Origin of the sequence: Streptomyces sp. NPDC050264 (assembly GCF_040655895.1) — a bacterium.
Lineage (GTDB): Bacteria > Actinomycetota > Actinomycetes > Streptomycetales > Streptomycetaceae > Streptomyces.
The window spans coordinates 125,990-147,763 of the sequence record NZ_JBFAKV010000008.1 but is presented as its reverse complement, the minus strand read 5'-3'; the positions used below and the strand labels follow the sequence as shown (position 1 = coordinate 147,763).

Annotated in this window: 19 protein-coding genes; 10 read left to right on the top strand and 9 right to left on the bottom strand. The window is 72.0% G+C overall.

Going from position 1 to position 21,774, the window contains the following annotated elements; all coding sequences use genetic code 11:
* Nucleotides 1-61 precede the first annotated feature (61 nt).
* Entirely contained in the window at nt 62-757 is a 696-nt protein-coding gene (locus tag AB0J02_RS16630) for a class I SAM-dependent methyltransferase (RefSeq protein ID WP_363194376.1), read from the top strand.
* Nucleotides 758-760: 3 nt separating this feature from the next.
* Here AB0J02_RS16630 and AB0J02_RS16625 read toward each other — a convergent pair whose 3' ends face one another.
* Both AB0J02_RS16625 and AB0J02_RS16620 read right to left on the bottom strand, forming a co-directional pair.
* Complete coding sequence (locus AB0J02_RS16625; protein ID WP_363194562.1) at nt 761-1,099, bottom strand: fic family toxin-antitoxin system, toxin component; 339 nt, start codon at nt 1,097-1,099, stop codon at nt 761-763.
* A 55-nt stretch (nt 1,100-1,154) separates the two neighbouring features.
* Nucleotides 1,155-1,394, bottom strand: coding sequence for a toxin-antitoxin system HicB family antitoxin (locus AB0J02_RS16620; RefSeq protein WP_363194375.1), 240 nt, complete (start codon nt 1,392-1,394; stop codon nt 1,155-1,157).
* Between the two features lie 140 nt (nt 1,395-1,534).
* Here AB0J02_RS16620 and AB0J02_RS16615 point away from each other — a divergent pair, with 140 nt between their 5' ends.
* The 3 genes from AB0J02_RS16615 (at nt 1,535) to AB0J02_RS16605 (ending at nt 4,490) form a co-directional block, all read left to right on the top strand.
* Nucleotides 1,535-1,969, top strand: coding sequence for a GNAT family N-acetyltransferase (locus tag AB0J02_RS16615; protein ID WP_363194374.1), 435 nt, complete (start codon nt 1,535-1,537; stop codon nt 1,967-1,969).
* A 179-nt stretch (nt 1,970-2,148) separates the two neighbouring features.
* Nucleotides 2,149-3,480, top strand: a complete 1,332-nt coding sequence (locus AB0J02_RS16610) for a hemolysin family protein (protein WP_363194373.1) — start codon at nt 2,149-2,151, stop codon at nt 3,478-3,480.
* A complete protein-coding gene (locus AB0J02_RS16605) occupies nt 3,477-4,490 on the top strand; it encodes a hemolysin family protein (RefSeq protein ID WP_363194372.1) in 1,014 nt (337 codons plus the stop codon). The genes AB0J02_RS16610 and AB0J02_RS16605 overlap by 4 nt, the downstream gene beginning before the upstream one ends.
* A gap of 56 nt (nt 4,491-4,546) precedes the next feature.
* Here AB0J02_RS16605 and AB0J02_RS16600 read toward each other — a convergent pair whose 3' ends face one another.
* A complete protein-coding gene (locus AB0J02_RS16600; RefSeq protein ID WP_363194371.1) occupies nt 4,547-4,804 on the bottom strand; it encodes a holin in 258 nt (85 codons plus the stop codon).
* Between the two features lie 120 nt (nt 4,805-4,924).
* Between AB0J02_RS16600 and AB0J02_RS16595 the strand changes: the two genes are divergently transcribed.
* Nucleotides 4,925-5,710: an SGNH/GDSL hydrolase family protein gene (locus AB0J02_RS16595; protein ID WP_363194370.1), complete on the top strand. Its 786-nt coding sequence runs from the start codon at nt 4,925-4,927 to the stop codon at nt 5,708-5,710.
* A 6-nt stretch (nt 5,711-5,716) separates the two neighbouring features.
* Here the strand turns inward: AB0J02_RS16595 and AB0J02_RS16590 are convergent, their stop codons facing one another.
* Together AB0J02_RS16590 and AB0J02_RS16585 are read right to left on the bottom strand one after the other, a co-directional pair.
* Nucleotides 5,717-10,543, bottom strand: coding sequence for a DNA repair ATPase (locus AB0J02_RS16590; RefSeq protein WP_363194369.1), 4,827 nt, complete (start codon nt 10,541-10,543; stop codon nt 5,717-5,719).
* 85 nt (nt 10,544-10,628) lie between these two features.
* Nucleotides 10,629-12,674: a flotillin family protein gene (locus AB0J02_RS16585; RefSeq protein ID WP_363194368.1), complete on the bottom strand. Its 2,046-nt coding sequence runs from the start codon at nt 12,672-12,674 to the stop codon at nt 10,629-10,631.
* Between the two features lie 651 nt (nt 12,675-13,325).
* Here AB0J02_RS16585 and purB point away from each other — a divergent pair.
* Both purB and mug read left to right on the top strand, forming a co-directional pair.
* Nucleotides 13,326-14,774 (top strand): adenylosuccinate lyase, encoded by a 1,449-nt coding sequence (gene purB, locus AB0J02_RS16580; RefSeq protein ID WP_363194367.1) that lies wholly within the window; start codon nt 13,326-13,328, stop codon nt 14,772-14,774.
* The gene (gene mug / locus AB0J02_RS16575; RefSeq protein WP_363194561.1) at nt 14,771-15,328 is read left to right on the top strand and encodes a G/U mismatch-specific DNA glycosylase; all 558 of its coding nucleotides are present in this window, start codon (nt 14,771-14,773) and stop codon (nt 15,326-15,328) included. Before purB ends, mug begins: the two co-directional genes overlap by 4 nt.
* Before the next feature lie 4 nt (nt 15,329-15,332).
* Here mug and AB0J02_RS16570 read toward each other — a convergent pair whose 3' ends face one another.
* The 4 genes from AB0J02_RS16570 to AB0J02_RS16555 all read right to left on the bottom strand — a co-directional run bounded on the left by AB0J02_RS16570 (nt 15,333) and on the right by AB0J02_RS16555 (nt 18,400).
* A complete protein-coding gene (locus AB0J02_RS16570; protein WP_363194366.1) occupies nt 15,333-16,139 on the bottom strand; it encodes an SAM-dependent methyltransferase in 807 nt (268 codons plus the stop codon).
* A 136-nt stretch (nt 16,140-16,275) separates the two neighbouring features.
* Nucleotides 16,276-16,695 carry a hypothetical protein gene (locus tag AB0J02_RS16565; RefSeq protein WP_363194365.1) on the bottom strand — a complete coding sequence of 140 codons (420 nt, stop codon included), beginning with the start codon at nt 16,693-16,695 and terminating at the stop codon, nt 16,276-16,278.
* Nucleotides 16,696-16,739: 44 nt separating this feature from the next.
* Nucleotides 16,740-17,480 (bottom strand): ABC transporter permease, encoded by a 741-nt coding sequence (locus AB0J02_RS16560; protein ID WP_363194560.1) that lies wholly within the window; start codon nt 17,478-17,480, stop codon nt 16,740-16,742.
* Nucleotides 17,477-18,400 carry an ATP-binding cassette domain-containing protein gene (locus AB0J02_RS16555; RefSeq protein WP_363194364.1) on the bottom strand — a complete coding sequence of 308 codons (924 nt, stop codon included), beginning with the start codon at nt 18,398-18,400 and terminating at the stop codon, nt 17,477-17,479. Before AB0J02_RS16555 ends, AB0J02_RS16560 begins: the two co-directional genes overlap by 4 nt.
* Nucleotides 18,401-18,508: 108 nt before the next feature.
* Here AB0J02_RS16555 and AB0J02_RS16550 point away from each other — a divergent pair, with 108 nt between their 5' ends.
* The 3 genes from AB0J02_RS16550 (at nt 18,509) to AB0J02_RS16540 (ending at nt 21,688) form a co-directional block, all read left to right on the top strand.
* Nucleotides 18,509-19,726 (top strand): histidine kinase, encoded by a 1,218-nt coding sequence (locus tag AB0J02_RS16550; protein WP_363194363.1) that lies wholly within the window; start codon nt 18,509-18,511, stop codon nt 19,724-19,726.
* Between the two features lie 22 nt (nt 19,727-19,748).
* A complete protein-coding gene (locus AB0J02_RS16545) occupies nt 19,749-20,399 on the top strand; it encodes a response regulator transcription factor (RefSeq protein WP_363194362.1) in 651 nt (216 codons plus the stop codon).
* Between the two features lie 131 nt (nt 20,400-20,530).
* Nucleotides 20,531-21,688, top strand: coding sequence for an ROK family transcriptional regulator (locus AB0J02_RS16540; protein WP_363194361.1), 1,158 nt, complete (start codon nt 20,531-20,533; stop codon nt 21,686-21,688).
* Nucleotides 21,689-21,774 lie beyond the last annotated feature (86 nt).

Genomic DNA, 21,774 nt, shown 5'->3' with positions numbered 1-21,774 from the left:
TCGTCGTCGCCCGGTCGCGGGAAGACTCGGCGTAAACAGTCGCCCCGGCCTAGGAGGTCCCATGGTGGACCGGATTCCGTCCCCTGCCAGGAAAGTGCGGCGGGCGTCGCACGACGCCGTGAGCCATCCCTTGTTCGCGCGGTACTACGCGCGGTTCAGCGAGCGCGCCGAACCCGCGATGGCGCCGGTGCGCAGCGAGTTGCTCGGCGGCCTCTCGGGCCGCGTCATCGAGGTCGGCGCGGGCAACGGGCTGAACTTCGCGTACTACCCGGGCACCGTCTCCGAGGTCGTCGCCATCGAACCGGAGCGCGCGCTGCGGCAGTTGGCCGTCGATGCGGCGGTGCGCGCCGAGGTGCCGGTGGATGTCGTGCCGGGGGCGGCGGAGGCCTTGCCGGTGAAGAGCGAGGGGTACGACGCGGTGGTGCTGTCCATCGTGCTGTGCAGCGTGCGCGACGTGTCCCGGACGCTCGCCGAGGTGCGCAGGGTGGTACGGCCGGGTGGCGAGGTGCGGTTCTTCGAGCATGTACGGGCGCCGAAGCGCGGCATGCGCAGCGTGCAGCGGGCGCTGGACCGGACCGTGTGGCCGCGACTGTTCGGGGGGTGCCATGTGGGGCGGGACACGCTGGGCGCGCTGCGGGACGCCGGGTTCGAACTGGGCGCATACCGGGAGCTGTCGATGCCGGAGCGGGGGCTTCGGCTGCCCACCTCGTACTGCGTGCTCGGCGTGGCGCGCCGGCCCGAACCTAGCGACGCGTAGCGGTCACTGGCTCCATTTGCGCAGCTCCTTCTCGATGTCGTGAACGCTCGCGCCACCGTCCTTGACCAGCCGGGCGAGCTCGCGGACCTGCTCCGGCGAGGTGCCCACGTCCAGGCCGCTCGCGACGAGGTAGGCGTAGGCGACCGCGGAGGCGAACATGGCGTTCGAGCGCTCCAACGCCGGTACGTGCATGAGGAGTTGGAGCAGCGAAGCGGCGCGGGCCTGCGGGGTCTCGTAGACGGGGACGTCGAATATCCGCGCGTCGTGCCGGGCGACCGCGGCGACGAGGGCACCCCAGTCGGTGACCTGGGGGTCGCCGGGCGTCTTCTGCTCGGCGATCATGAGCAGCCAGGCGAGATCGATGCCGAGGGGTGCGGGGTCCGAGGGGCCGTGCGTGTCACTCAACGGGACGGCGCCGGCCTTCGAGATCCGCGCCGAACTCCTCGGCGAACACGGACTCGTACCGCCGCATGAAGTCGGCCGCCGCGTCGACGAACGTCCGGCCGAGCTCGCCGGCGTCCCGCCTGACCAGCTCCTCGATGTACCGGTTCACGCTCATGCCACGCGCGAGCGCGCGCTCCCGGGCGGCGCGGGCGGTGCCTTCGTCCACCCGCACGTTCAGCTGGGTCTTCGCCATGCCGTGACGCTAGCGCCGGTGCGCTAGCACCCGCAAGACCGGGGGCGGCGCGGGCGGGGCCCGGCTCTGTCGGGAGCCGGTGCGCGTCCGCCATGTGAAACGGGCGGCGCCCGGGAAGGGGCCGGTGGTGGGATCGGGGCATGAGCGATCTTCGTATCCGGTCCGCGTCCCCCGCCGATCTCGACGCCGTGCTGGCGTTCTGGAAGACGGCCGCCGAGGGGACGAGCATCAGCGACGACCGTGCGGGTGTGGAGCGTCTCGTCGCGCGGGACCCGCGGGCGCTGCTGCTCGCCGAGCGCGGCACGGAGCTGGTGGGCACGGTCATCGCCGGGTTCGACGGCTGGCGGTGCCATCTGTACCGGCTCGCGGTCCGGCCGGACGCGCGGCGGCAGGGCATCGGTTCGGCGCTGCTGGCCGCCGCGGAGGAGCGGTTCGTGGCGCTCGGCGGGCGGCGCGGCGACGCGATGGTCCTGGACCGCAACGAGCGGGCGCACCACACCTGGCAGGCCGCCGGTTACGCGCCCGAGCAGCAGTGGACCCGCTGGGTGAAACCGCTGGTCGAGGAGGGGGCGTAGAGCGGACACCGACTCCGCTTTGCCGATCCTTTACCATGGGTGGGTCACTCGAACTTCTGCGAAAGGTGTGAGCGTCCGCCCATGGGCGAGCCCCCCAGTACCCGGTCCGTCCACCCGCGTGATCCACGAGAGCGCGCGTCCCTGCCGTCCCTGGCCGATCATGGGACGGAGGTGACCCGATGACCGAAGTGCTCCTGCTCGCCGTCGCAGTGCTGCTCTCGCTGGCCTGCGGCGCGTTCGTCGCGGCGGAGTTCTCGCTCACCACCGTTCAGCGCGGCGATCTGGAGCGCGCTGCCGAGCGGGGTGAGCGCGGCGCCGCCGGCGCCCTCAAGGCCGCACGGAACCTGACCTTCCAGCTGTCCGGCGCACAGCTCGGCATCACCGTGACCAACCTGGTCGTCGGCATGCTCGCCGAGTCCTCCATCGCCAGACTCATCGCGGGGCCGCTCGAAGCGGTGGGCATCCCGAAGTCGGCGTCGACGTCGGTCGCGCTCGTGCTCGGTACCGCCCTGTCGACCGTGTTCCTGATGGTCGTCGGCGAGCTGGTGCCGAAGAACTGGGCGATCTCGTCCCCGCTGTCCGTCGCCAAGCGGGTGGCGACGCCACAGCGCTGGTTCAGCGCCGTGTTCCGCCCGTTCATCACGCACCTGAACAACACCGCGAACCGGATGGTGCGCCTCTTCGGCATCGAGCCGACCGAGGAACTGGCCTCCGCCCGCGGACCGCAGGAGCTGATGGCGCTCGCCCGGCACTCCGCGAAGGAGGGAGCGCTGGAGGCCGACACCGCGGAGCTGTTCGTACGGACCCTGAACCTGGCCGATCTGACCGCGGAGAACGTCATGACGCCGCGTGTCCAGGTCATGGCCCTCGACATGCAGGCCACCTGCGAGGACGTGGCGAACGCGACCCGGGCGACCGGCCTGTCCCGTTTCCCCGTCTACCGCGGCAACCTCGACTCCGTCGTCGGCGTCGCGCACATCAAGGACGTCCTGGCCGTGCCCGCAGAGCAGCGGCCCCGCAAGCGGGTCTCCGACCTGCTGCGCGAGCCGCTGTTCGTCCCGGAGACGCTGACCGTGGAGCGGCTGCTCGACCGGCTGTCCGGCAAGCGCACCATGGCCGTCGTCATCGACGAGTACGGCGGCACCGCCGGTGTCGCCACCCTGGAGGACATCGTCGAGGAGGTCGTCGGCGAGGTCCGCGACGAGCACGACCCGCACGAGACGCCCGACATCGCGGCCGCCGGCACCGACGCGGAGGGCCGCACCCTGTACTCGGCCGACGGCGCCGCGCGCACCGACCGGCTCGCCCGCGTGGGACTGCGCGTGCCCGACGGACCGTACGAGACGCTGGCCGGACTCGTCGCGTCCGAGCTGGGCCGCATCCCGGACGTCGGCGACAGCGTCGAGGTCGCCGGCTGGCGGCTCGTCGTCGTGGACGCCCACGGCCACCGGGCCGCCCGCGTCCTGCTGCACACACCGCTCACCGACACCGCCACGGAGGAGGACCGATGACCGCGATCCAGTTGCTGATCGGTCTGGCGACGCTCGTCGTCAACGCCTTCTTCGTCGGCGCCGAGTTCGCGCTGATCTCCGTACGCCGCAGCCAGATCGAGCCGCAGGCGGAGGAGGGCGACCGGCGGGCGCGCAGTGTCATGTGGGGCCTGAAGCACGTGTCGGCGCTGCTCGCCGCGGCGCAGCTCGGCATCACCCTGTGCACACTGGTGCTCGGTATCGTCGCCGAGCCGGCCATCGCGCACCTCCTGGAGCCGGTGTTCGACGCGGTCGGGGTGCCGCACGGTCTGGTCCACCCGATCTCGTTCGTGATCGCGCTGACCGTGGCGACGTATCTGCACATGCTGCTGGGCGAGATGGTGCCGAAGAACATCGCGCTCGCCGAACCGGTGCGCTCGGCGCTGCTGCTCGGCCCGCCGCTGGTGGCCCTGGCGCGCGCCCTGCGCCCGGTGATCTTCACCGTGAACGCGTTCGCGAACGCCCTGCTCAAGCTGTTGCGGGTGGACGTCAAGGACGAGGTCACGGCGACGTTCTCGGACGACGAACTGGCCCGTATGGTCAAGGACTCCTCCGAGGCGGGCCTGATCGACGACCGGGCGCAGGAGCGCCTGCACGACGCGCTGGAGCTGGGGCGGCGCCCGGTCAAGGACGTCGTGCTGCCGCTGGAGAAGGTGGTCTACGCGCGCGTGGGCGTCACCCCCGAGCAGTTGGAGCAGCTGTCCGCGGAGTCCGGGTTCTCCCGGTTCCCGGTCGTGGACGAGGGCCGGCGCATCGTCGGGTATCTGCATGTGAAGGACGCGCTGGACGCGACGCCGCGCGACCTGCCCTTCCGGGTGCCGGACATGCGCTCCATCGCGCGCGTGCGGGAGAGCACGCCGCTGGACGACGTCCTCACCGCGATGCGCGGCAGTCGTACGCATGTGGCCGCGGTGCTCGGCGCGGACGGCCGGCTCGCCGGCCTGGTGACCATGGAGGACGTGCTGCGGGAGCTGTTCGGGCAGCCCGTGTGAGGGTGCGCCGTGTGCGTGCGTGGACGAGCGGGTGCTGAGCCGGCCGGACGGCCGGCTCAGCCGGAGTGGATGTGCGGGCCGCCGCCCTGGTGGGTGGGGGTCTCCAGGATGCCGGGCCCGTGTGCGCCGACGCCGGCGGTGCCGACCGCGGTGAGGACCGCGAGGACGGTGGCGAGACCGGCGGTGCCGAGGGCCGCGGCCCAGTCGACGTCGAGCAGGTTCGTCGCACCGGCGACGAGGACGGCGGCCAGGGCCTGGGCGAACGTCCTGATGGCGCGTTCGGTGGTGGCCTTCCAGAAGGAACCGGTCCACATGGTGCACTCCCCCGTGACGTGGTGCTGCGGTGTGTGCTCCCGGCATACCGCCGTCGGGAGCCGATGCCCAGACCCGCCGCGCACGCGCCGGTCACCGGCCGGGATACGATTTCCGGCGCCATGCAGATGAATGCCGAATACACCAGTCTCGTCGCGGTCGGCGACTCCTTCACCGAGGGCATGTCGGACCTGCTCCCCGACGGCTCCTACCGCGGTTGGGCCGACCTGCTGGCCGCCCGCATGGCGGCACGCAGCCCCGGCTTCCGCTACGCGAACCTCGCCGTGCGCGGCAAGCTCATCCAGCAGATCGTCGATGAGCAGGTCGACGTGGCCGCCGCCATGAAGGCCGACGTGGTCACGCTCGTCGGCGGTCTCAACGACACCTTACGGCCCAAGTGCGACATGGTCCGGGTGCGGGATCTCCTCACGGAGGCCGTCGAGAAGCTCGCCCCGTCCTGCGAGCGGCTCGTCCTGATGCGCAGCCCGGGGCGCGACGGCCCGGTGCTTCAGCGCTTCCGGCCCCGGATGGAAGAGCTGTACGCGTGCATCGACGAGCTGGCGGTACGGCACGACGCCCTGGTCGTCGACCTGTACGGGGTGCCCGTCCTGGGCGACCAGCGGATGTGGGACGTGGACCGGCTGCACCCGACGGCGGAGGGCCACCGGCGGATCGCCGAGGCGGTGTGGCAGGCCCTCGGCCACGACGCCGAGTCGGACTGGCGTACGCCGCTGGCGGCCGCGGTGCCGCCGGGCTGGGTGTCCCGCCGCGTGGCCGACGCCCGCTTCGCCAAACAGCATCTGGTGCCGTGGATCGGGCGCAGGCTGACCGGCCGGTCGTCCGGGGACGGCCTGCCGCCCAAGCGCCCCGACCTGGCCCCCTACATCCAGGACGAGGACGCTCGGTAGCCGCGGTCAGCGGGTGGGGCGGGGCTCTCCCGCCCGGGTGATCGCGGATTCGACGGCGGCGAGGCGGTCGGCGAGCAGGCCGAGTGCGGCGACGGCGCGGACGACCGGGTCGCCGTCGGCGCCGCCCAGGGTGCGGGCCTTTACGTGCGCGTCCTTCAGTTCCGCCCAGCGTTCGGCCTGCTGTGCCGAGAGGGTGCCGCGCAGTGCGGCGAACTTGAGGAGGTTGGCCTCGGCCCCGACGGTGAGCGTCTGGGCCTGGGCCGCGTAGTGGTCGTCGAGCACCGCGGAGAGTTCCGCGTCGTTCATGGCCGGGTCGATCCGTGCGGCGATCTTGTTCATGTCCCGGTAGGAGCCCTGGAGTTGGAAGCGCGGTTCGGCGCGGGCGCCGTCCGACTGGGCCGCCGAGGCGATGTAGGCGGCGTTGACGGCCAGGACGGTGGCGCGGGCCGTGAGCAGGTGGCGCAGGACGGCGACGATCCGCTCGGCCTCGGCCTCGGCGTAGGGGTGGCCGAGCCGGTCGGTGCGAGCCGTCGGGTCGCCTGCGGCGCGGCGCAGGAAGACATCGAGGTCGGCGGGGTCGCGGCCGGCGAGTGGTGCCAGGTGGTCGTTGGCGGTGAGCGCGTTCTCCACGAAGCTGAGCGCGAAGGCCTCCTGCTTGCCGGACAGGACGTCGCCGAGGTTCCACACGTCGGCGCGGTTGGCGAGCATGTCGGGGATGCGGAAGCGGGCTCCGGACTCGGTGTAGGGGTTGCCGGCCATGCAGACGGCGAATCGCTTGCCCCTCAGGTCGTAAGTGCGGGACGCGCCGTTCCACACGCCCTCCATGCGGCGGCCCGCGTCGCACAACGCGTTGAATTTCTGGAGCAGTTCGGGCGAGGTGTGCTGGATGTCGTCGAGGTACAGCAGGACGTTGGAGCCCGCCTCCAGCGCGAAGTTGATCTTCTCGACCTCCTGGCGGGCGGTGGCGTCCGGGGCCTGTGCGGGGTCGAGGGAGGTGACCTGGTGGCCGAGGGCCGGTCCGTTGACCTTGACGAGGAGCATGCCGAGCCGCTGGGCGACGTACTCGACGAGCGTCGTCTTGCCGTAGCCGGGCGGCGAGATGAGCAGCAACAGGCCGCCCGCGGTGCCGAGTTGCTTGGCGAGGCTGTCGCCGATCAGTGGCAGGTACACCTCGTCGACGAGGCGGCCGCGGACGAAGGACGACATGACCCGCGGTCGGTGTTCGTCGAGGCGCAACGTGGTGTGCTCCGCGGCGACGAGCGCGGCGCGCCGCGACTGGTAGGTGCGGAATCCGGGGACGACGTGCTCACGGAAGTGCCGGGTACGGGCGAGGAGTTCGTCGAGGCGGAGGGTGAGCCGACGGCCGTCCAGACGCGGGTGGGTGCCGAGGAGCCCGTCGACGGTCGCGGTGAGGGGAGCGTCGTTGTCGTAGCGGTCGAGGCCGGGGCAGAGCTCGACGGCGACGGCCTCGGGCAGGTCGGCGTCCCCCTCCCCCGACTCCCCCGACGTGGCGGCGTACGACGACAGCCAGGCCTGGGCCAGGGAGCGGCGGGCGGCGGGGTCGGTGACGGCGGCGAGGTCGGCCTCGTAGGCCGAACTGTCCACGGCCCGGCGGAACTTGTCGAGGAACGCGCGGGTCGCGGCCGAGGTGACGAAGCCTTCCGGTGTGCTCGTCAGCTCCTCGAAGAGGTAGTCGGCGGCCGTCGCGTCGCCGATGCGGTCGGCGAGTTCGGCGCACCAGTCGGCGATGGCGGGGGCGAGCCCGAAGGTGTCGCGGGCGCGGGCGAGCGAGAGGGCGCGGCGCCGCCATTGCTCGCGCTCGCCGTCGTCCGTCCCGTGGGCCCAGAAGAACTGGGCGGCGGCGCGAGCGGCGGGTGTGTGACGCAGCGGGCCGGCACCGGAGTGCAGCCGCAGCAAGGTGGTGAGGACGAGGGTCGCGTCGTGGTCGTGGACGCCGCGTTCGTAGCCTTCGTCGTACGCCTGCTCGGCCTCGGCCCGTACGAGGGCGGGCAGGTCCTCGACGGCCGACAGCGCGTCGGCGCCATGGTCGGCGAGGAGGCGGGCCGCCAGGTACTCGGCGCGGTAGACCGTCGCATTCTCGGAGGGCAGCAACTGGCCCCAGTATGGCTGCAGTTCGGCGAAGTCGGGGTCGGCGACAGGAGAGCGGTAGTCGGTGCCGCCGAGGGCGACGGCCATGCCGTCGCCGAAGGGAACGAGCGCCAGTTCCTGCGACTGCGTGTTGACCGGGAAGTGGTGCCGGCCGAGACGGATGGCGGCGCCGCCGTCGGTGTAGAGGTCGGTGCGGTCGCGCAGCGCGCGCAGGGCGTCCTGGCGGGCGACGGCGAGACGGCCGTCGAGTTCCTCGGCGCGGACCCGGTCGTCCAGGGCGCGCAGTTCGTCGACGGTGCGGCGGACCTTGGCGACCATGGGGTCGGACGCCAGGTAGGTGGTGATGTCGTCGCTCGACGCGAGGCCGGCCAGGCGACGGGCGACGCTCTCCAGGACCCGGTACCCGGAGGCCGCCAGGCGTTCGGCGTGTCGGGCGCGGGCGTCGGCGAGGGTCTGCTTGCGGGCCCCGAACGCCTCGTAGATCTCTGTGCGCCTGGTGTCGAGGTCGGCGAGGAAGTCGTCGGATTCGGCGAACCTGCCCTCCAGACCCTCCAGTTGGACGAGGAGGCGGGCCAACTGCTCGTCGCAGGAGTGCGGGGTGTCGGCGACGGCCAGCGCGCCGGTCAGGGCCTGTCCGAGCAGCGAGAACTCGGCGGCGAACTCGGACCGCCCTTCGCTCCGGGTCAGCTCCTGGCGGCGCGCCTGCACCGTGGCACGGGCCCGGTTGACGCCCGCGAGGACTTCGGCGATGCGCTCCAGGATGCCGGTGCGCACGGTGGCGTCAGCGACGTCGAGACCGCCGACGACGTCCGTCACCGTCTGCAGTTGCTCGGCCAGGTCGGTGACGCGCGCGGCGAGTGGGGCCGCTTCGGCGGCCGTGGGCAGGGCCGCGGCCTCGGAGGTGAGCTGCTCGATGTCGGCGTGGTGGGCGGCGAAGGCGTCCGGGAGCGCGAAGAAGCCGACGGCGCGTGTGCCGGCCGCGGCGATGTCGGCCGCGAGCTCCTCGGCAAGGGCGTCGATGCGGGAGACGTCCGCGTATCTGAGGTCTTTGAGAGTGAGCAACTTCCCTTGTGCGCGGCGCAGTTCGGTGATGCGCTCGACCCATTCCCGGGCGCCGTGCGGGGCCTCGCCGCGGATGCGGCGCACCAGACCCGCGATGCGCTCTGTCGTCTCGGCGAGCGCGTCGGCGGCCTGCCGGGTGAGCGTCCGGACCGTCTCGTACTCGGCCAGGACCTGTCGCGCGGTGGTGCGCACGGCGTCGAGCGGGACGTTCAGCCCACCGAGGCCGGGGTCGGTGATCCAGGGGTGGCTGTCGGCGGTGCGCTCGCCGGCCGCGGCGAGCAGCTCGTAGGCGTGGGCCGTGGGGGCGCCGGCGGTCTCGGTGACGGCGCGGGCGACGGACAGGCAGTCGGAGATGCCGCGCACGAGGTCGGCGTTGCCGATCCGGGTCACCGGCTCGTCGCCGCCCGGCGCCTGCGTGAGATAGGTGTCGGCCGTGAACGAGGTGTGCCAGACCTGGACCGGATGCACCCGCGCGGGCTCGTCGGTCCCGGCGGACCGGAGCAGTACGAGCGTGCCGTCGTCGAAGACGGCGTGTCCACGGCCCGTCAGCGGGGTGGCGACCTCGGTGCGGATGACGTTGTACGGGAGCAGCAGGGTGCGGCCCGCGGCCCGGGCGCGGAAGACGTACAGGACGTCCTCCCCGTTGGGCGAGCGCACCGTCCTGTCGTAGGCGAGGTCCGTGCTGTCGACCGCGTCGAAGGTCTTGTACGCGCCGGTGGCCAGGCAGTAGCCGCCGGGGAAGACGACGCCCGCCTCGCCGGGCAGCACGCGGCAGCCCTGGCCGATGCCGTCGAGTCGTACGACGGAGCCGGTGAGGGTGTTGAAGACCAGGTGGCGCCGGACGCTCTCCTTGTACGGGCGGACGCGCAGCAGGATCAGCGGTCCTACGCGGGCGTGCGCGACATCGGCGTCCGCGAGGGACTGCAGCGGCTCGTCCACGGGTTCGGAGTGGATCCCCTCGCCCGTCCCGGTGTCGTCCTCGGCCTTGACGGTCAGGGTGCCGCCGACGGTCGACACGTACACCTCGCCGCCGATGGAGACGTGCGGGTGGCGGCCCAGGACATGGTCCTCGCGCGTCGCCGCGTGCCAGGTGATGTCGTGCGCGGGCGGGATCACGTCGTCGCGCTCGCCCCGCGCGTCGAGGAACCGCACGGCGCCCTGACCGTCGTGGCTCCAGCGCAGCACGCGGATGTCGTCGGCCTTCTCTCCTGTCTGGAAGACGGCGAGCAACTTGCCGTCGACATCACGGAGTTGGAGGAGCCGGGTCTGCCGGTAGTAGCGGAAGAGCGCGGCGAACTCGGTGACGAACGCGGGGTCGTCGAGGAGGCCGGGGACGGTGTCGCCGGGCAGCCGGGCCAGGTCGCGGCCGTACAGGGCGAACACGTCGCCGATGTCCGGCGTGCGGATCCCGAGCGGGTCGCGCACGCCGAGCAGCAGGACGTCCCCGACCGCGACGACGTCGCGGGCGACCCGCGCCTCGTCGGTGCGCAGGGTCTCGCTCGTGGCGAGGGTGAGCCCGGTGGAGCCGAACGCGGCGATCCTGCGCTCGTTGAGCGCCGTGGCACTGTCGGTCAGCTCCCGCGCCTGCGCGGCGAGCCGGTCACGCAGGACCTCATACGTCCCGGCGTCCAGACCGGTCCCCGATTCCGTTCCGGTGGCCATGCCCGGTTGTCCTTTCCCTCAGGAAGTCTGGTGCGCCGGGGCTGCCGCCCCCCGTGCGGCGGCCCCGGCGCGGTTCAGGGGCGGATCAGTTCGCGTGGGATCCGTTGAGCTGGTGCAGCGGCAGGTCCGCGAGGCCCAACTGGCCCGCCTTTTCGATGAGTTCGCGCACGGCCCCGGACTGCTCGCCGCCGTCCTTCATCAATTTCATCAGGAGCGCGGAGACGGTGAGGTTCTGCACATCGGCCGTGGAGACCGAGCCCAGGATCTTCGTCAGGTCGCCGGTGAAGTCGCCCGTGCCGTCCAGCCAGGCCTTGCCCAGCTGCTGGGCGGTCTGGGAGTGCTGGACGAATCCGTCGACGCCCTTGCCCAGGGCGATGGAGTTCACGAGGCGGTCGAGGAACACGGACTCGCCGCCGACGATGTTGATGTCCGCGTTCTCCAGGCCGGTGGCGAGCACGGTGGCCTGCGCCTCGGCGACCTGCCGCTGCACGTCGAGCCCGGCGAGCCGGATCTCCTTCTCGGCCTGCAGCCGCAGCCGGTACTCCTCGTGCCCGCGCGACGCCTCGTCGAGGGCGGCCATCGCGGCGGCCTTCTGGGTGATGCCGTCGGCCTCCGCCTTCAGCTTCTCGGAGATCGCCAGGGCCTCGGCGAGCGCCTGCTCGCGGGCGCCCTGCGCCTCGGCCCGCATCCGTGCCTCGGTGGCCTCGGCCTCGGCGCGTCCGGCCTTCTCGGTGACCTCGGCCTCCTTGTCGCGGACCTGCACCTCGGCGAGGCCCAGGGCCGCACTCTCGGCCTGGATGCCCTCGGCGAGCTTCAGCTTGGCCTGCGCCTTCAGCTCGGCGGACTTCAACTCGGCCTGGGCCAAGGTCAGTTGCTCCGCCGCGCGGTGGGTGGCGGCCTGCTCGGCGGCCTCGGCGGCCTTGATGTCCTTGACGAGGCTCTCCTGCGCCTCCGCCTCCGCGGCGATGACGACGGCCTGCCGTCCGCGCTCGGCCTCCTCGACCGCGCGCAGCTTCTTGATGGACTCCTCCTGCTCGGCGACCGTACGGTCCACCGCGATGCGCTCCCGGATGACCTCGGCGATCTCCCGCTTCTCGGCCTCGACCTCCTTCTCGGCGGCGATCCTCGTCAGCTCGGTCTCCCGGTCGCGCGCGATGACTTCGAGAAGGCGGTCCTTCTCGATCCGCTCGTTCTCGACCGCGATGACCCGCTCACGGTTCTTCTGCGCGACGGCCACCTCGCGGGCCTGGTTCTCGCGCTGCACCCCGAGCTTCTCCTCGGTGGCCAGGAACGCGCCCTGCGCGCGCAGCCGCTCCTCCTCCATCACCCGCGCCGTCTCGGCCTCCTCGCGGGCGCGTACGGTGTCGATCTCCCGCTTCTGCTTGATCTCGGCGTCCGCCTGGCGCCGCTCCAGTTCCAGGATGGTCTCGCGGGCGTCGACGTTCTGCCGGGTGATCTCCTTCTCCTCCGTGCGCTGGAACTCGTTCGTGCGCACGTGCTCGATCGACGTCAGCTCGGTGATCTTGCGGATGCCCTGGGCGTCGAGCACGTTGTCCGGGTCGAGCTGGGAGAGCGGCGTCTGCTCCAGGTAGTCGATCGCGGCGTCCTCGAGGTGGTAGCCGTTCAGGTCGACGCCGATGACCTCGATGATCCGATACCGCAGCTCTTCCCGCTTGGTGTACAGGTCGGTGAAGTCGAGCTGCTTGCCGACCGTCTTGAGCGCCTCGGAGAACTTCGCGTGGAACAGCTCCTGCAGCGTCTTCTGGTCACTGGCCCGCTGCGTACCGACGGCCTGGGCGACCTTGATGACGTCGTCGACGGTCTTGTTGACCTTGACGAAGAAGGAGATCCGGATGTCGGCGCGGATGTTGTCCTGGCAGATCAGCCCGTCGCGTCCGGTGCGGGTGATCTCGATGGCCTTCACCGAGATGTCCATGACCTCGGCCTTGTGCAGCACCGGCAGGACGATCTGCCCGGTGAAGGTGACGTCCACCTTGCGCATCTTCGAGACGATGAGCGCCTTGCCCTGCTCGACCTTCCGGAACAGGCTGGTGAACACGAGCAGCAGTACTGCGACGACGATCAGGACAGCGGCGACGGCCACGCCGATGCCCACGGTGGTGGCATCCATGATGAAGTCCTTGCGGTCCAGGGGCTGTTGACGCCCGAAGCAAAGAGATGAAGAGGGGAAGACGGGAAGAGGGGAAGAGATCAGGCCGGGAGGCGGCGCGGCGCCCGCGCATGCCGCGCCCGTGGAGCAGCGGCCCTCGGCACATCAGCGGCCCGGCCGCCGCACGGCCTGCCGGTGCGGAGTGGTTCAGCGCGTCCCGGAAAGGGTCCCGCGACCGACGGACACGGCCCCGGCCTCGCGTCGGGGCGCGCCGGGTTCGTCGGGGGGCAGCTTGGCGCGCGAACTCACGAGGCGGCGGGCCGTCACGACGGTGAACATCGGCCCGGGCGGCCCGGCCGCAGCAGCGAGGAACCTCCCCATGTTCCCGCCCCCTGTCCCGTATGTGCCTCGGTTCCACCGCGGTGCCGGACTTCGCTTCCGAAGTCCGGCACCGTGGCGCGGCCCCCGTTCCGCCGGGCCCATCTTGTCCGCTCATCCGCGCCCGGCACATTGCCGTATTCCGGCAATCTTTACGGCCTCTTAATGCCGGTCGCCGACGCCCTGACGGGCCGCGACCCCCGTCCTGATCACCCGGAACCCCTCTGACCTGTACGTTCCTACATCACCTGGCTGGTTCGGAGCCTGTAGGGACGCCCGGTAAACTCCCTACACGTGACTGCGCCTGCCAAGCCCCGTATCCCGAACGTTCTCGCCGGACGCTATGCCTCCGCCGAGCTCGCCACCCTCTGGTCGCCGGAGGAGAAGGTGAAGCTGGAGCGACAGCTCTGGCTCGCCGTGCTGAAGGCTCAGAAGGACCTCGGTATCGAGGTGCCGGACACGGCGATCGCCGACTACGAGCGGGTGCTCGACCAGGTCGACCTCGCGTCGATCGCCGAGCGCGAGAAGGTCACACGGCATGACGTGAAGGCCAGGATCGAGGAGTTCAACGCACTCGCCGGGCACGAGCAGGTCCACAAGGGCATGACGTCCCGCGACCTGACGGAGAACGTGGAGCAGCTGCAGATCCGGCTCTCCCTGGAGCTGGTGCGCGACCGCAGCGTGGCCGTCCTCGCCCGTCTGGCCAAGCTGGCCGGCGAGTACGGCGAGCTGGTCATGGCCGGCCGCTCGCACAACGTCGCCGCGCAGGCCACCACACTCGGCAAGCGCTTCGCGACCGCCACCGACGAACTGCTCGTCGCGTACAACCGGGTCGAGGAGCTGCTGAACCGCTACCCGCTGCGCGGCATCAAGGGTCCGGTCGGCACCGCGCAGGACATGCTCGACCTGCTCGGCGGCTCCGCGGAAGGTACGGACAAGCTCGCGGACCTGGAGCAGCGGATCGCCGCCCACCTGGGCTTCTCGCAGGCGTTCACGTCGGTCGGCCAGGTCTACCCGCGCTCGCTCGACTACGAGGTCGTCACCGCCCTGGTGCAGCTGGCCGCGGCGCCTTCCTCGACCGCCAAGACGATCCGGCTGATGGCCGGGCACGAGCTGGTCACCGAGGGCTTCAAGCCGGGCCAGGTCGGCTCGTCGGCGATGCCGCACAAGATGAACACCCGCTCCTGCGAGCGCGTCAACGGCCTGATGGTGATCCTGCGCGGCTACGCGTCGATGACCGGCGAGCTGGCGGGCGACCAGTGGAACGAGGGCGACGTGTCCTGCTCGGTGGTGCGCCGGGTCGCGCTGCCCGACGCGTTCTTCGCGCTCGACGGTCTCCTGGAGACGTTCCTGACGGTGCTCGACGAGTTCGGCGCGTTCCCCGCCGTCGTCGCCCGCGAGCTCGACCGCTACCTGCCGTTCCTCGCCACCACGAAGGTGCTGATGGCGTCGGTGCGCGCGGGCGTGGGCCGCGAGGAGGCGCACGAGGCCATCAAGGAGAACGCGGTCGCGTCCGCTCTGGCCATGCGCGAGCAGGGCGCCGAGCGCAACGAGCTGCTCGACAAGCTGGCCGCCGACGCCCGCATCCCGCTGGACCGCGCACAGCTCGACGCGCTGATGGCGGACAAGCTGTCGTTCACGGGTGCGGCCGCCGGTCAGGTGGCGCAGATCGTGACCCGCGTCGAGGAGATCGTGAAGCAACACCCGCAGGCCGCGGGGTACACGCCGGGGGCGATCCTCTGACGCGGCCGACCCCCGCGGAGCTGGAGGCCGCTCGTGACCGTCTGGTTCCGGACATCGTCGCGAGCGGCCTTTCGGTGCTCTTCTGCGGCATCAACCCGGGCCTGATGACGGCCGTCACCGGGCACCACTTCGCACGGCCCGGCAATCGCTTCTGGCCGGTGCTGCAGCTGTCCGGCTTCACGCCCCGGCAGCTGAAGCCCGCCGAGCAGGAGGAGCTGCTGTCGTACGGGCTCGGCATCACGAACGTGGTCGCGCGGGCCACGGCACGGGCGGACGAGCTGAGCACCGAGGAGTATCTGGAGGGCGGCCGCCTGCTGGCGGAGAAGGTCGCGCGGCTGCGGCCCCGGTGGCTCGCGGTGGTGGGCGTGACCGCGTACCGCTCGGCCTTCCAGGAGCCCAAGGCGCGGATCGGCCCGCAGGAGCGGACGATCGGCGGCGCCCGGGTGTGGGCGCTGCCCAACCCCAGTGGCCTGAACGCGCATTGGACGGCGGCGACGATGGCGGAGGAGTTCGCCCGGCTGCGCGCCGCCGCGTCCTCCCCCGACGGGCCCTAGTCGCTCACGGCTTGCGGGCCACGCCCGCGTACTGGGCGACCAGCAGGCGCTCTTCGGTGCCCGCGGTGCGCCAGCGGGTGCACGAGACGAGGCCGGGCTCGATGATCTCCAGGCCGTCGAGGAACGCCGCGATCTCGGCGCCGGTGCGGGCGGTGATCGGGGGCGTCGCGTTCTCGTTCCAGAACTTCATCGCCGCCTCGTTGCCCTCCCCGCCCAGTTCCAGTGTCGGGTGGGTCAGGACGACGTAGCTGCCCGAGGGGAGCGCCTCGACGAGGCTGCGCACGATGGAGGTGGCCTCCTCGGTGTCGAGGACGAAGTTCAGGATGCCGAGGAGCATGACCGCGACCGGCTGCTCGAAGTCGAGGGTCTCGGACGCAGCCTTCACGATCGCCCGCGGGTCGCGCGCGTCGGCGTCCACATAGCTGGTGGCGCCCTCGCCGGAGCTGGTGAGCAGCGCGCGGGCGTGGGTGAGCACGATCGGGTCGTTGTCGACGTAGACGATGCGGGCGTCGGGGGCGATGCGCTGGGCGACCTCGTGCGTGTTGTTCGCGGTCGGCAGGCCGGTGCCGATGTCGAGGAACTGGCGGATGCCGGCCTCGCCCGCGAGGAACCCGACGGCTCTGCCGAGGAAGTCGCGGTCGGCACGGGCGACTTCGCCGATGCTCGGGTACATGGACGTCACCATGTCACCGACCTGCTCGTCCACCTCGTAGTGGTCCTTGCCGCCCAGCCAGTAGTTCCACACACGGGCGTTGTGCGCGATGTGGGCGGCGATCCGATCTCCCGGCTGCTGCGCTCTGTCGTCGCTCATGTGCTTCTCCTTCGTGCGGCGTGCTGTGTGTGGCGTGCTGTGTGTGGCGTCCGGCGGTGGTGAGGCCCGATGAGATCAGCTCAGGCCCAAGATCCCATGGTGGCACGGGAGTTCCGCACAGGTGTGCCACGGCGTGCTACGGAGGGGCGACATCGGTGATCACGGCGAGGAGCTGGTACGGCTGGTCGTCGCCCTGGCGGGAGACGGCGAGGGCCACCCATCGCTCGCCGACGCTCCATAGATGGAGGTCCTGGGCGCAGGCGCTGAGCCAGCCCCAGGGCTCGGGTATGTCCTCACCGTGCTCCATCGCCCGGGTGTGCACGCTCCACAGGCTCAGCCGGTACGGCTCTCCCCAGCGCGCGGTGAGCAGCGCGGACAGGCCGTCCCGGTCGGCGTCCGCCTGGGCCTCCGCGAGGTCGCGCACCCCGTCCCGCTCGGTCAGCTCGGCCATGACGAACCCGGGGCCGCCCCAGCCCGCGTCCGATCTGCTGTGGTCGGCCGGGAAGGGGCCGGTCCACAGCAGGTCGATCGTCGCGAGCTGCTCCGCGATGTTCATGCCTCCAGTAAAGCGGCCGCCACTGACAACGGGCCGACTGCCCGTCAGGCGTCCCTGCGGCGCACCGTCCACCAGCCGGCGAGGACGGCGGCCGCGGCCCACAGCGCGGTCACGGCCAGTCCGCTCCACGGGCCGAGGGAGCCCACCATGTCCTGGCGCAGGACCTGTTGCCCCGCACGGTCGGGCAGGAAGTCGGCGGCCGCGCCCGCGACGTCCCCGACGACGAACGACACGATCAGCAGAAAGGGGACGAGGATGCTCAACACGACCACGGCGCTGCGCAGTACGGCGGTGAGGCCTGCCGCGAACAGCGCCATCAGCGCGAGGTACACGCCGCCGCCGACACAGGCCCGCAGGGCACCCGGGTCGCCGAGGCCGAGCGCGTCGGCTCCCATGAACGCCTGCCCGGCGAGGAACGCGGTGAAGGTCGTGGCCATGCCGACGACGAGTGCGCCGGCACCGATGACCGCCGCCTTGGCTCCGTAGAAGAGCGTGCGGTCGGGCACGGCGGCGAGGGAGACCCGCAGCGCGCCGTTGAGGTACTCGCCGGAGACGGCGGTGGAGCCGAAGGCGAGGGCCGCGATCTGCCCGAAGTTGAGGGCGTAGAAGGCGCCGAAGAGGGCGTCGTCCCCGTTGTCGGCCTCGGCTCGGCCGACGGTGGCGGACACGAGGGTCGTGATGGCGACGGTGGCCACGAAGACGGCGAGCAGCGAGCCGAGCGTGCCGCGCAGGGACCTGATTTTGATCCACTCGGAGTGCAGTACGGCGGTGGGGGACACGGTCAGGCCTCCTGGAGGGGCGTGGCGGCGTACTCGGTGTCGGCCGCGGTCAGGGCGAGGTAGGCCTCCTCCAACGAGGCCGGTTCGTCGGCGAGTTCGAGGACCGGGATGGCGTCGGCCGCGGCCAGGGCGCCCACCTCGGCGGCGGTGACGCCGGCCACGGTGCGGCGTTCGTCGCCGGCCGACGTGAGCGTGTGGCCCGCGCGCGCGAGCGCGGCACGCAGCCGTTCGGGTTCGGTGGTGCGCACCCGGACGCGACGGGCGCTGTGCGCGGCGATGAAGTCCGGCATCGAGGTGTCGGCGAGCAGCCGCCCGCGGCCGAGGACGACGAGGTGGTCGGCGAAGGTCGCGGTCTCGTTCATCAGGTGGCTGGAGACCAGGACGGTGCGTCCCGCGCGCGCGAGGTCGCGCATCAACTCCCTTATCCAGATGATGCCTTCGGGGTCGAGTCCGTTTGACGGCTCGTCGAGCAGGACCACCGTGGGGTCACCGAGCAGGGCCGCCGCGATACCGAGACGCTGACGCATCCCGAGCGAGAACGTCTTCACGCGGCGCCCGGCCACCGCCGCGATGCCGGCTTGCTCCAGTACCTCGTCGACGCGCCGTACGGGGATGCGGTTGGCGGCGGCGAGCACCAGGAGGTGGTCACGCGCCGTGCGGGACCCGTGCGCGGCTTGCGGGTCGAGCAACGCACCTACGAGGCGCAGTGGTTCGTCGTACGTCGCATACGGGCGGCCCGCGATGAGCGCGTTCCCGGAGGTGGGGCGGTCGAGACCGAGGGCGAGGCGCATGGTGGTGGACTTGCCGGCGCCGTTCGGCCCGAGGAAACCGGTGACGCGGCCGGGCTCCACCCGGAAGGTCAGCCGGTCCACGGCGCGCGTCGTGCCGAACACCTTGGTGAGGTCCTGGACGTCGATGCTGGTCATGCCGCAAGCCTGGCCCGCGGGCGGGGTGCCGGGCCTCCCCCGCCGGTGGAGTCCGCCTCCCCCGCACGGGGGAGCCGTCGGTCCCGGCGTGGCTGGCACGATGGCCGCATGCCCCGCCTGTTGAGACCGTTGACGCGCACGGTCACGTACACCCGCTGGCTGCATCTGCTGTGCGCCGCGGTGTTGGCCTTCGTATGCGGCGCGATCTATCCGGGTCTCTCGACCCCCTCCCTACAGCACTGGGCGCTCATCTACGTCATTCCCGTGCCGCTGCTCGTACTGGTGGGCCTGGTGCCGGGTGCGCGGCGCGCGGAGGGGCTGCAGGCGCGCCTGATGCTGTTTCCCGGCGGGCACGCGCGCGTGGCGGGTGATGGCGCGGAGGCCGGGGTCTCGGTCGCCCCGTCGGTGTCCTGGCGGGACCGGGGCAGGACGGCTGTGTGGCTGGTGCTGCGCCTGCTGCTCGGCCTCTCCGTGGCTCTCGTCATGGGTCAGCTGATGGCAGTCGTCCTGGAGTTGGTGGGCGCCGCGGCAGGTCAGCCGGTGGACACGGTGTCACCGCTGCCGCTGCCCGAACGCGGCTGGTGGTGCGCGCTGCTCATCCCTGTCGTCCTGCTCACCTTGTTGTACGTGGTGGAGGGCTCGGGCCGGCTGATCACGCGGGCCGCCCTCCTGCTGCTCGGTCCCTCCGCGGCCGAACGCCTGGCCGCCCTGGAGGAGCGCACCGAGCAGCTGCTGGAGCGCAATCGCATCGCACGGGAACTGCACGACTCCATAGGTCACGTGCTGACCGTCGCGGTGGTGCAGGCGGGTGCGGCGCGGGCGGCGGGCGATCCGGCGTTCACGGACCGGGCGCTGTGCGCCATCGAGGAGACCGGCAGGGCCGCCCTGGAGGATCTGGAGCGGGTCCTGTTGGTGCTGCGGGAGGCGGAGCAGCCGGTGAGCTCCCGCCCCACGCTGCGGGACGCGGACCGGCTGCTCGATTCGGCGCGGGCCGCGGGGACGAAGGTGGACGTGGTGGTGGCCGGGCCGCTGGAGACGGTGCCGGGGCCCGTCTCCAGGGAGGGCTACCGCATCCTCCAGGAAGCGCTCACGAACGTTCTGCGGCACTGCGGCACCGTCCCGGTCCGGGTCGCGCTCACCGTCGCCGACGGGCAGCTGAGCCTGGACGTGCGCAACGACCTGCCCCCGGCGGCCGGGGCGGGGACCGGTGGCGCGGGGAGCGGGTTGCGCGGGATGCGGGAGCGGGCCGCGCTGCTGGGCGGCCGGGCACGCTCCGGGCCGGTCGGACCCGAATGGCAGGTGCACGTCGACCTGCCGGTGGTGTGACCCGGGGCCCTAAGCTTGCCGCGTGCCGATCACTGTGCTCCTCGTCGATGACGAACCCCTGGTCCGCGCCGGTCTGCGCGCCGTGCTCGAGGCGCAGGCGGACATCGAGGTGGTGGGTGAGGCGGCCGACGGCGCGGCAGTGATCCCCCTGGTGCGCGAGCTGCGCCCCGATGTCGTCGCCATGGACGTACGGATGCCGCTGCTCGACGGGATCGAGGCCACGCGCGCGGTGCTGAGCGCCGTACCGCGGCCGCCGAAGATCCTCGTCATCACCACCTTCGAGAACGACGAGTACGTGTACGGGGCGCTGCGCGCGGGCGCCGACGGGTTCCTGCTGAAGCGGGCGCGCCCCGCCGAGATCGTGCACGCGGTGCGGCTCGTCGCGGCGGGCGAGTCGCTCCTCTTTCCTGCGGCGGTGCGCAAGCTGGCCGCCGAGTACGGGAACGCGTCGGCGCGGGCCGCCATGGTGCGGGCGGCGCTGACCGAGCGCGAGGCGGCGGTGCTGCGGCTGATGGCGCGGGGCCTGTCGAACGTGGAGATCGCCACGGATCTCGTCGTCGGCACGGAGACGGTGAAGTCGCACGTGAGCGCCGTTCTCGCCAAGCTCGGGGCCCGCGACCGGACCCAGGCGGTGATCGCCGCCTACGAATCCGGTTTCGTCGCGCCGAACTGAAACCCGCCCTGCCCCTTTTGCGGCACGCCCGGGTGAGCAGTCGCCGTCACAGGAGTGCACCCGACTCTCGCCCGTGACGACCGCGACGAGTACCATCCGGCGAACACGCGCAACTGCTGGGAGGACGGACGTTGGGGCAGCTGACCGGCGGGGATCCCTCTCTGCTCAGGCGGATCAACTCCGCAGTGGTGCTGCACGCGCTGCGCTCCACGGATTTCGCGACGCTCACCGAGATCACGCGGGTGACGGGTCTGTCGCGGCCGACCGTCGAAGGTGTCGTCGAGGGGCTCATCGAGGCCGGATTCGTCGTCGAGACGGCCGTCGAGGAGCCGGGCGCGCGGCGCCAGGGGCGGCCCGCCCGCAAGTTCCGCTTCCGGGCCGAGGCGGGGCATCTGCTGGGCCTGGAGATCGGGCCGCACCGGGTCGCGGCGGTGCTGTCGGCGCTCGACGGCAGGGTTCTCGGCTCGGCGTCCAAGGATGTCGACGAGGCCGCGCCCGCGGAGGAGCGCATCGAGCGGTTGCGCGGGACCGTCGCGGATCTGCTGCGGCGCGCCGGAGTGCCGCGCGGTTCGCTGCGCGCGGTCGGCGTGGGCAGCCCCGGGATCGTCGAGGCCGACGGCATGGTGCGGCTCGGTACGGCGCTGCCCGGGTGGACCGGGCTGCCGCTCGGCGAACGGCTGCGGCGCTCCTTCAAGTGCCCGGTGATCGTGGAGAACGACGCCAACACCGCCGCCTTGGCCGAACACTGGAAGGGCGCCGGGGTCGACTCGGACGACATGGTGTTCGTGATGGCGGGACTCAGCCCCGGGGCCGGGGCGTTGATCGGCGGTCGGCTGCACCGGGGGTACGGGGGCGCCGCCGGGGAGATCGGGGCGCTGCATCTGCTGGGCCGTGAGGTGCGGCCGGAGACGCTGCTCTCGACGACCGGCGAGCCACTGCATCCGCTGGACGAGCAGGCCGTGGCGGAGGTGTTCGCGCTGGCCCGGGAGGGCGACGCGGGGGCCGGGGCCGCGATGGAGCGGTTCATCCAGCGGCTCGTGCACGATGTCGCCGCGCTGGTGCTGGCGTTGGACCCGGAGCTGGTCATCGTCGGCGGGTGGGCCGCCGGGCTCGACGGGGTGCTCGATCCGCTGCGGCGCGAACTGGAGCGGTATTGCCTGCGGCCGCCTCGGGTGGCCCTGTCGTTGCTGGGCGAGGCGGCTGTGGCCACCGGGGCGTTGCGGCTTGCCCTGGATCATGTGGAGGAGCGGTTGTTCGCCGCGGACGCAACGGTTTCGGCCCGCCGGTGAACCGGGGTGCCTTGCGGGTGCCTCGGTTTGATCGTCGGCGGGTGAGCGTCGTATGTGGCTGGGCGTGCAGTTCCCCGCGCCCTTAG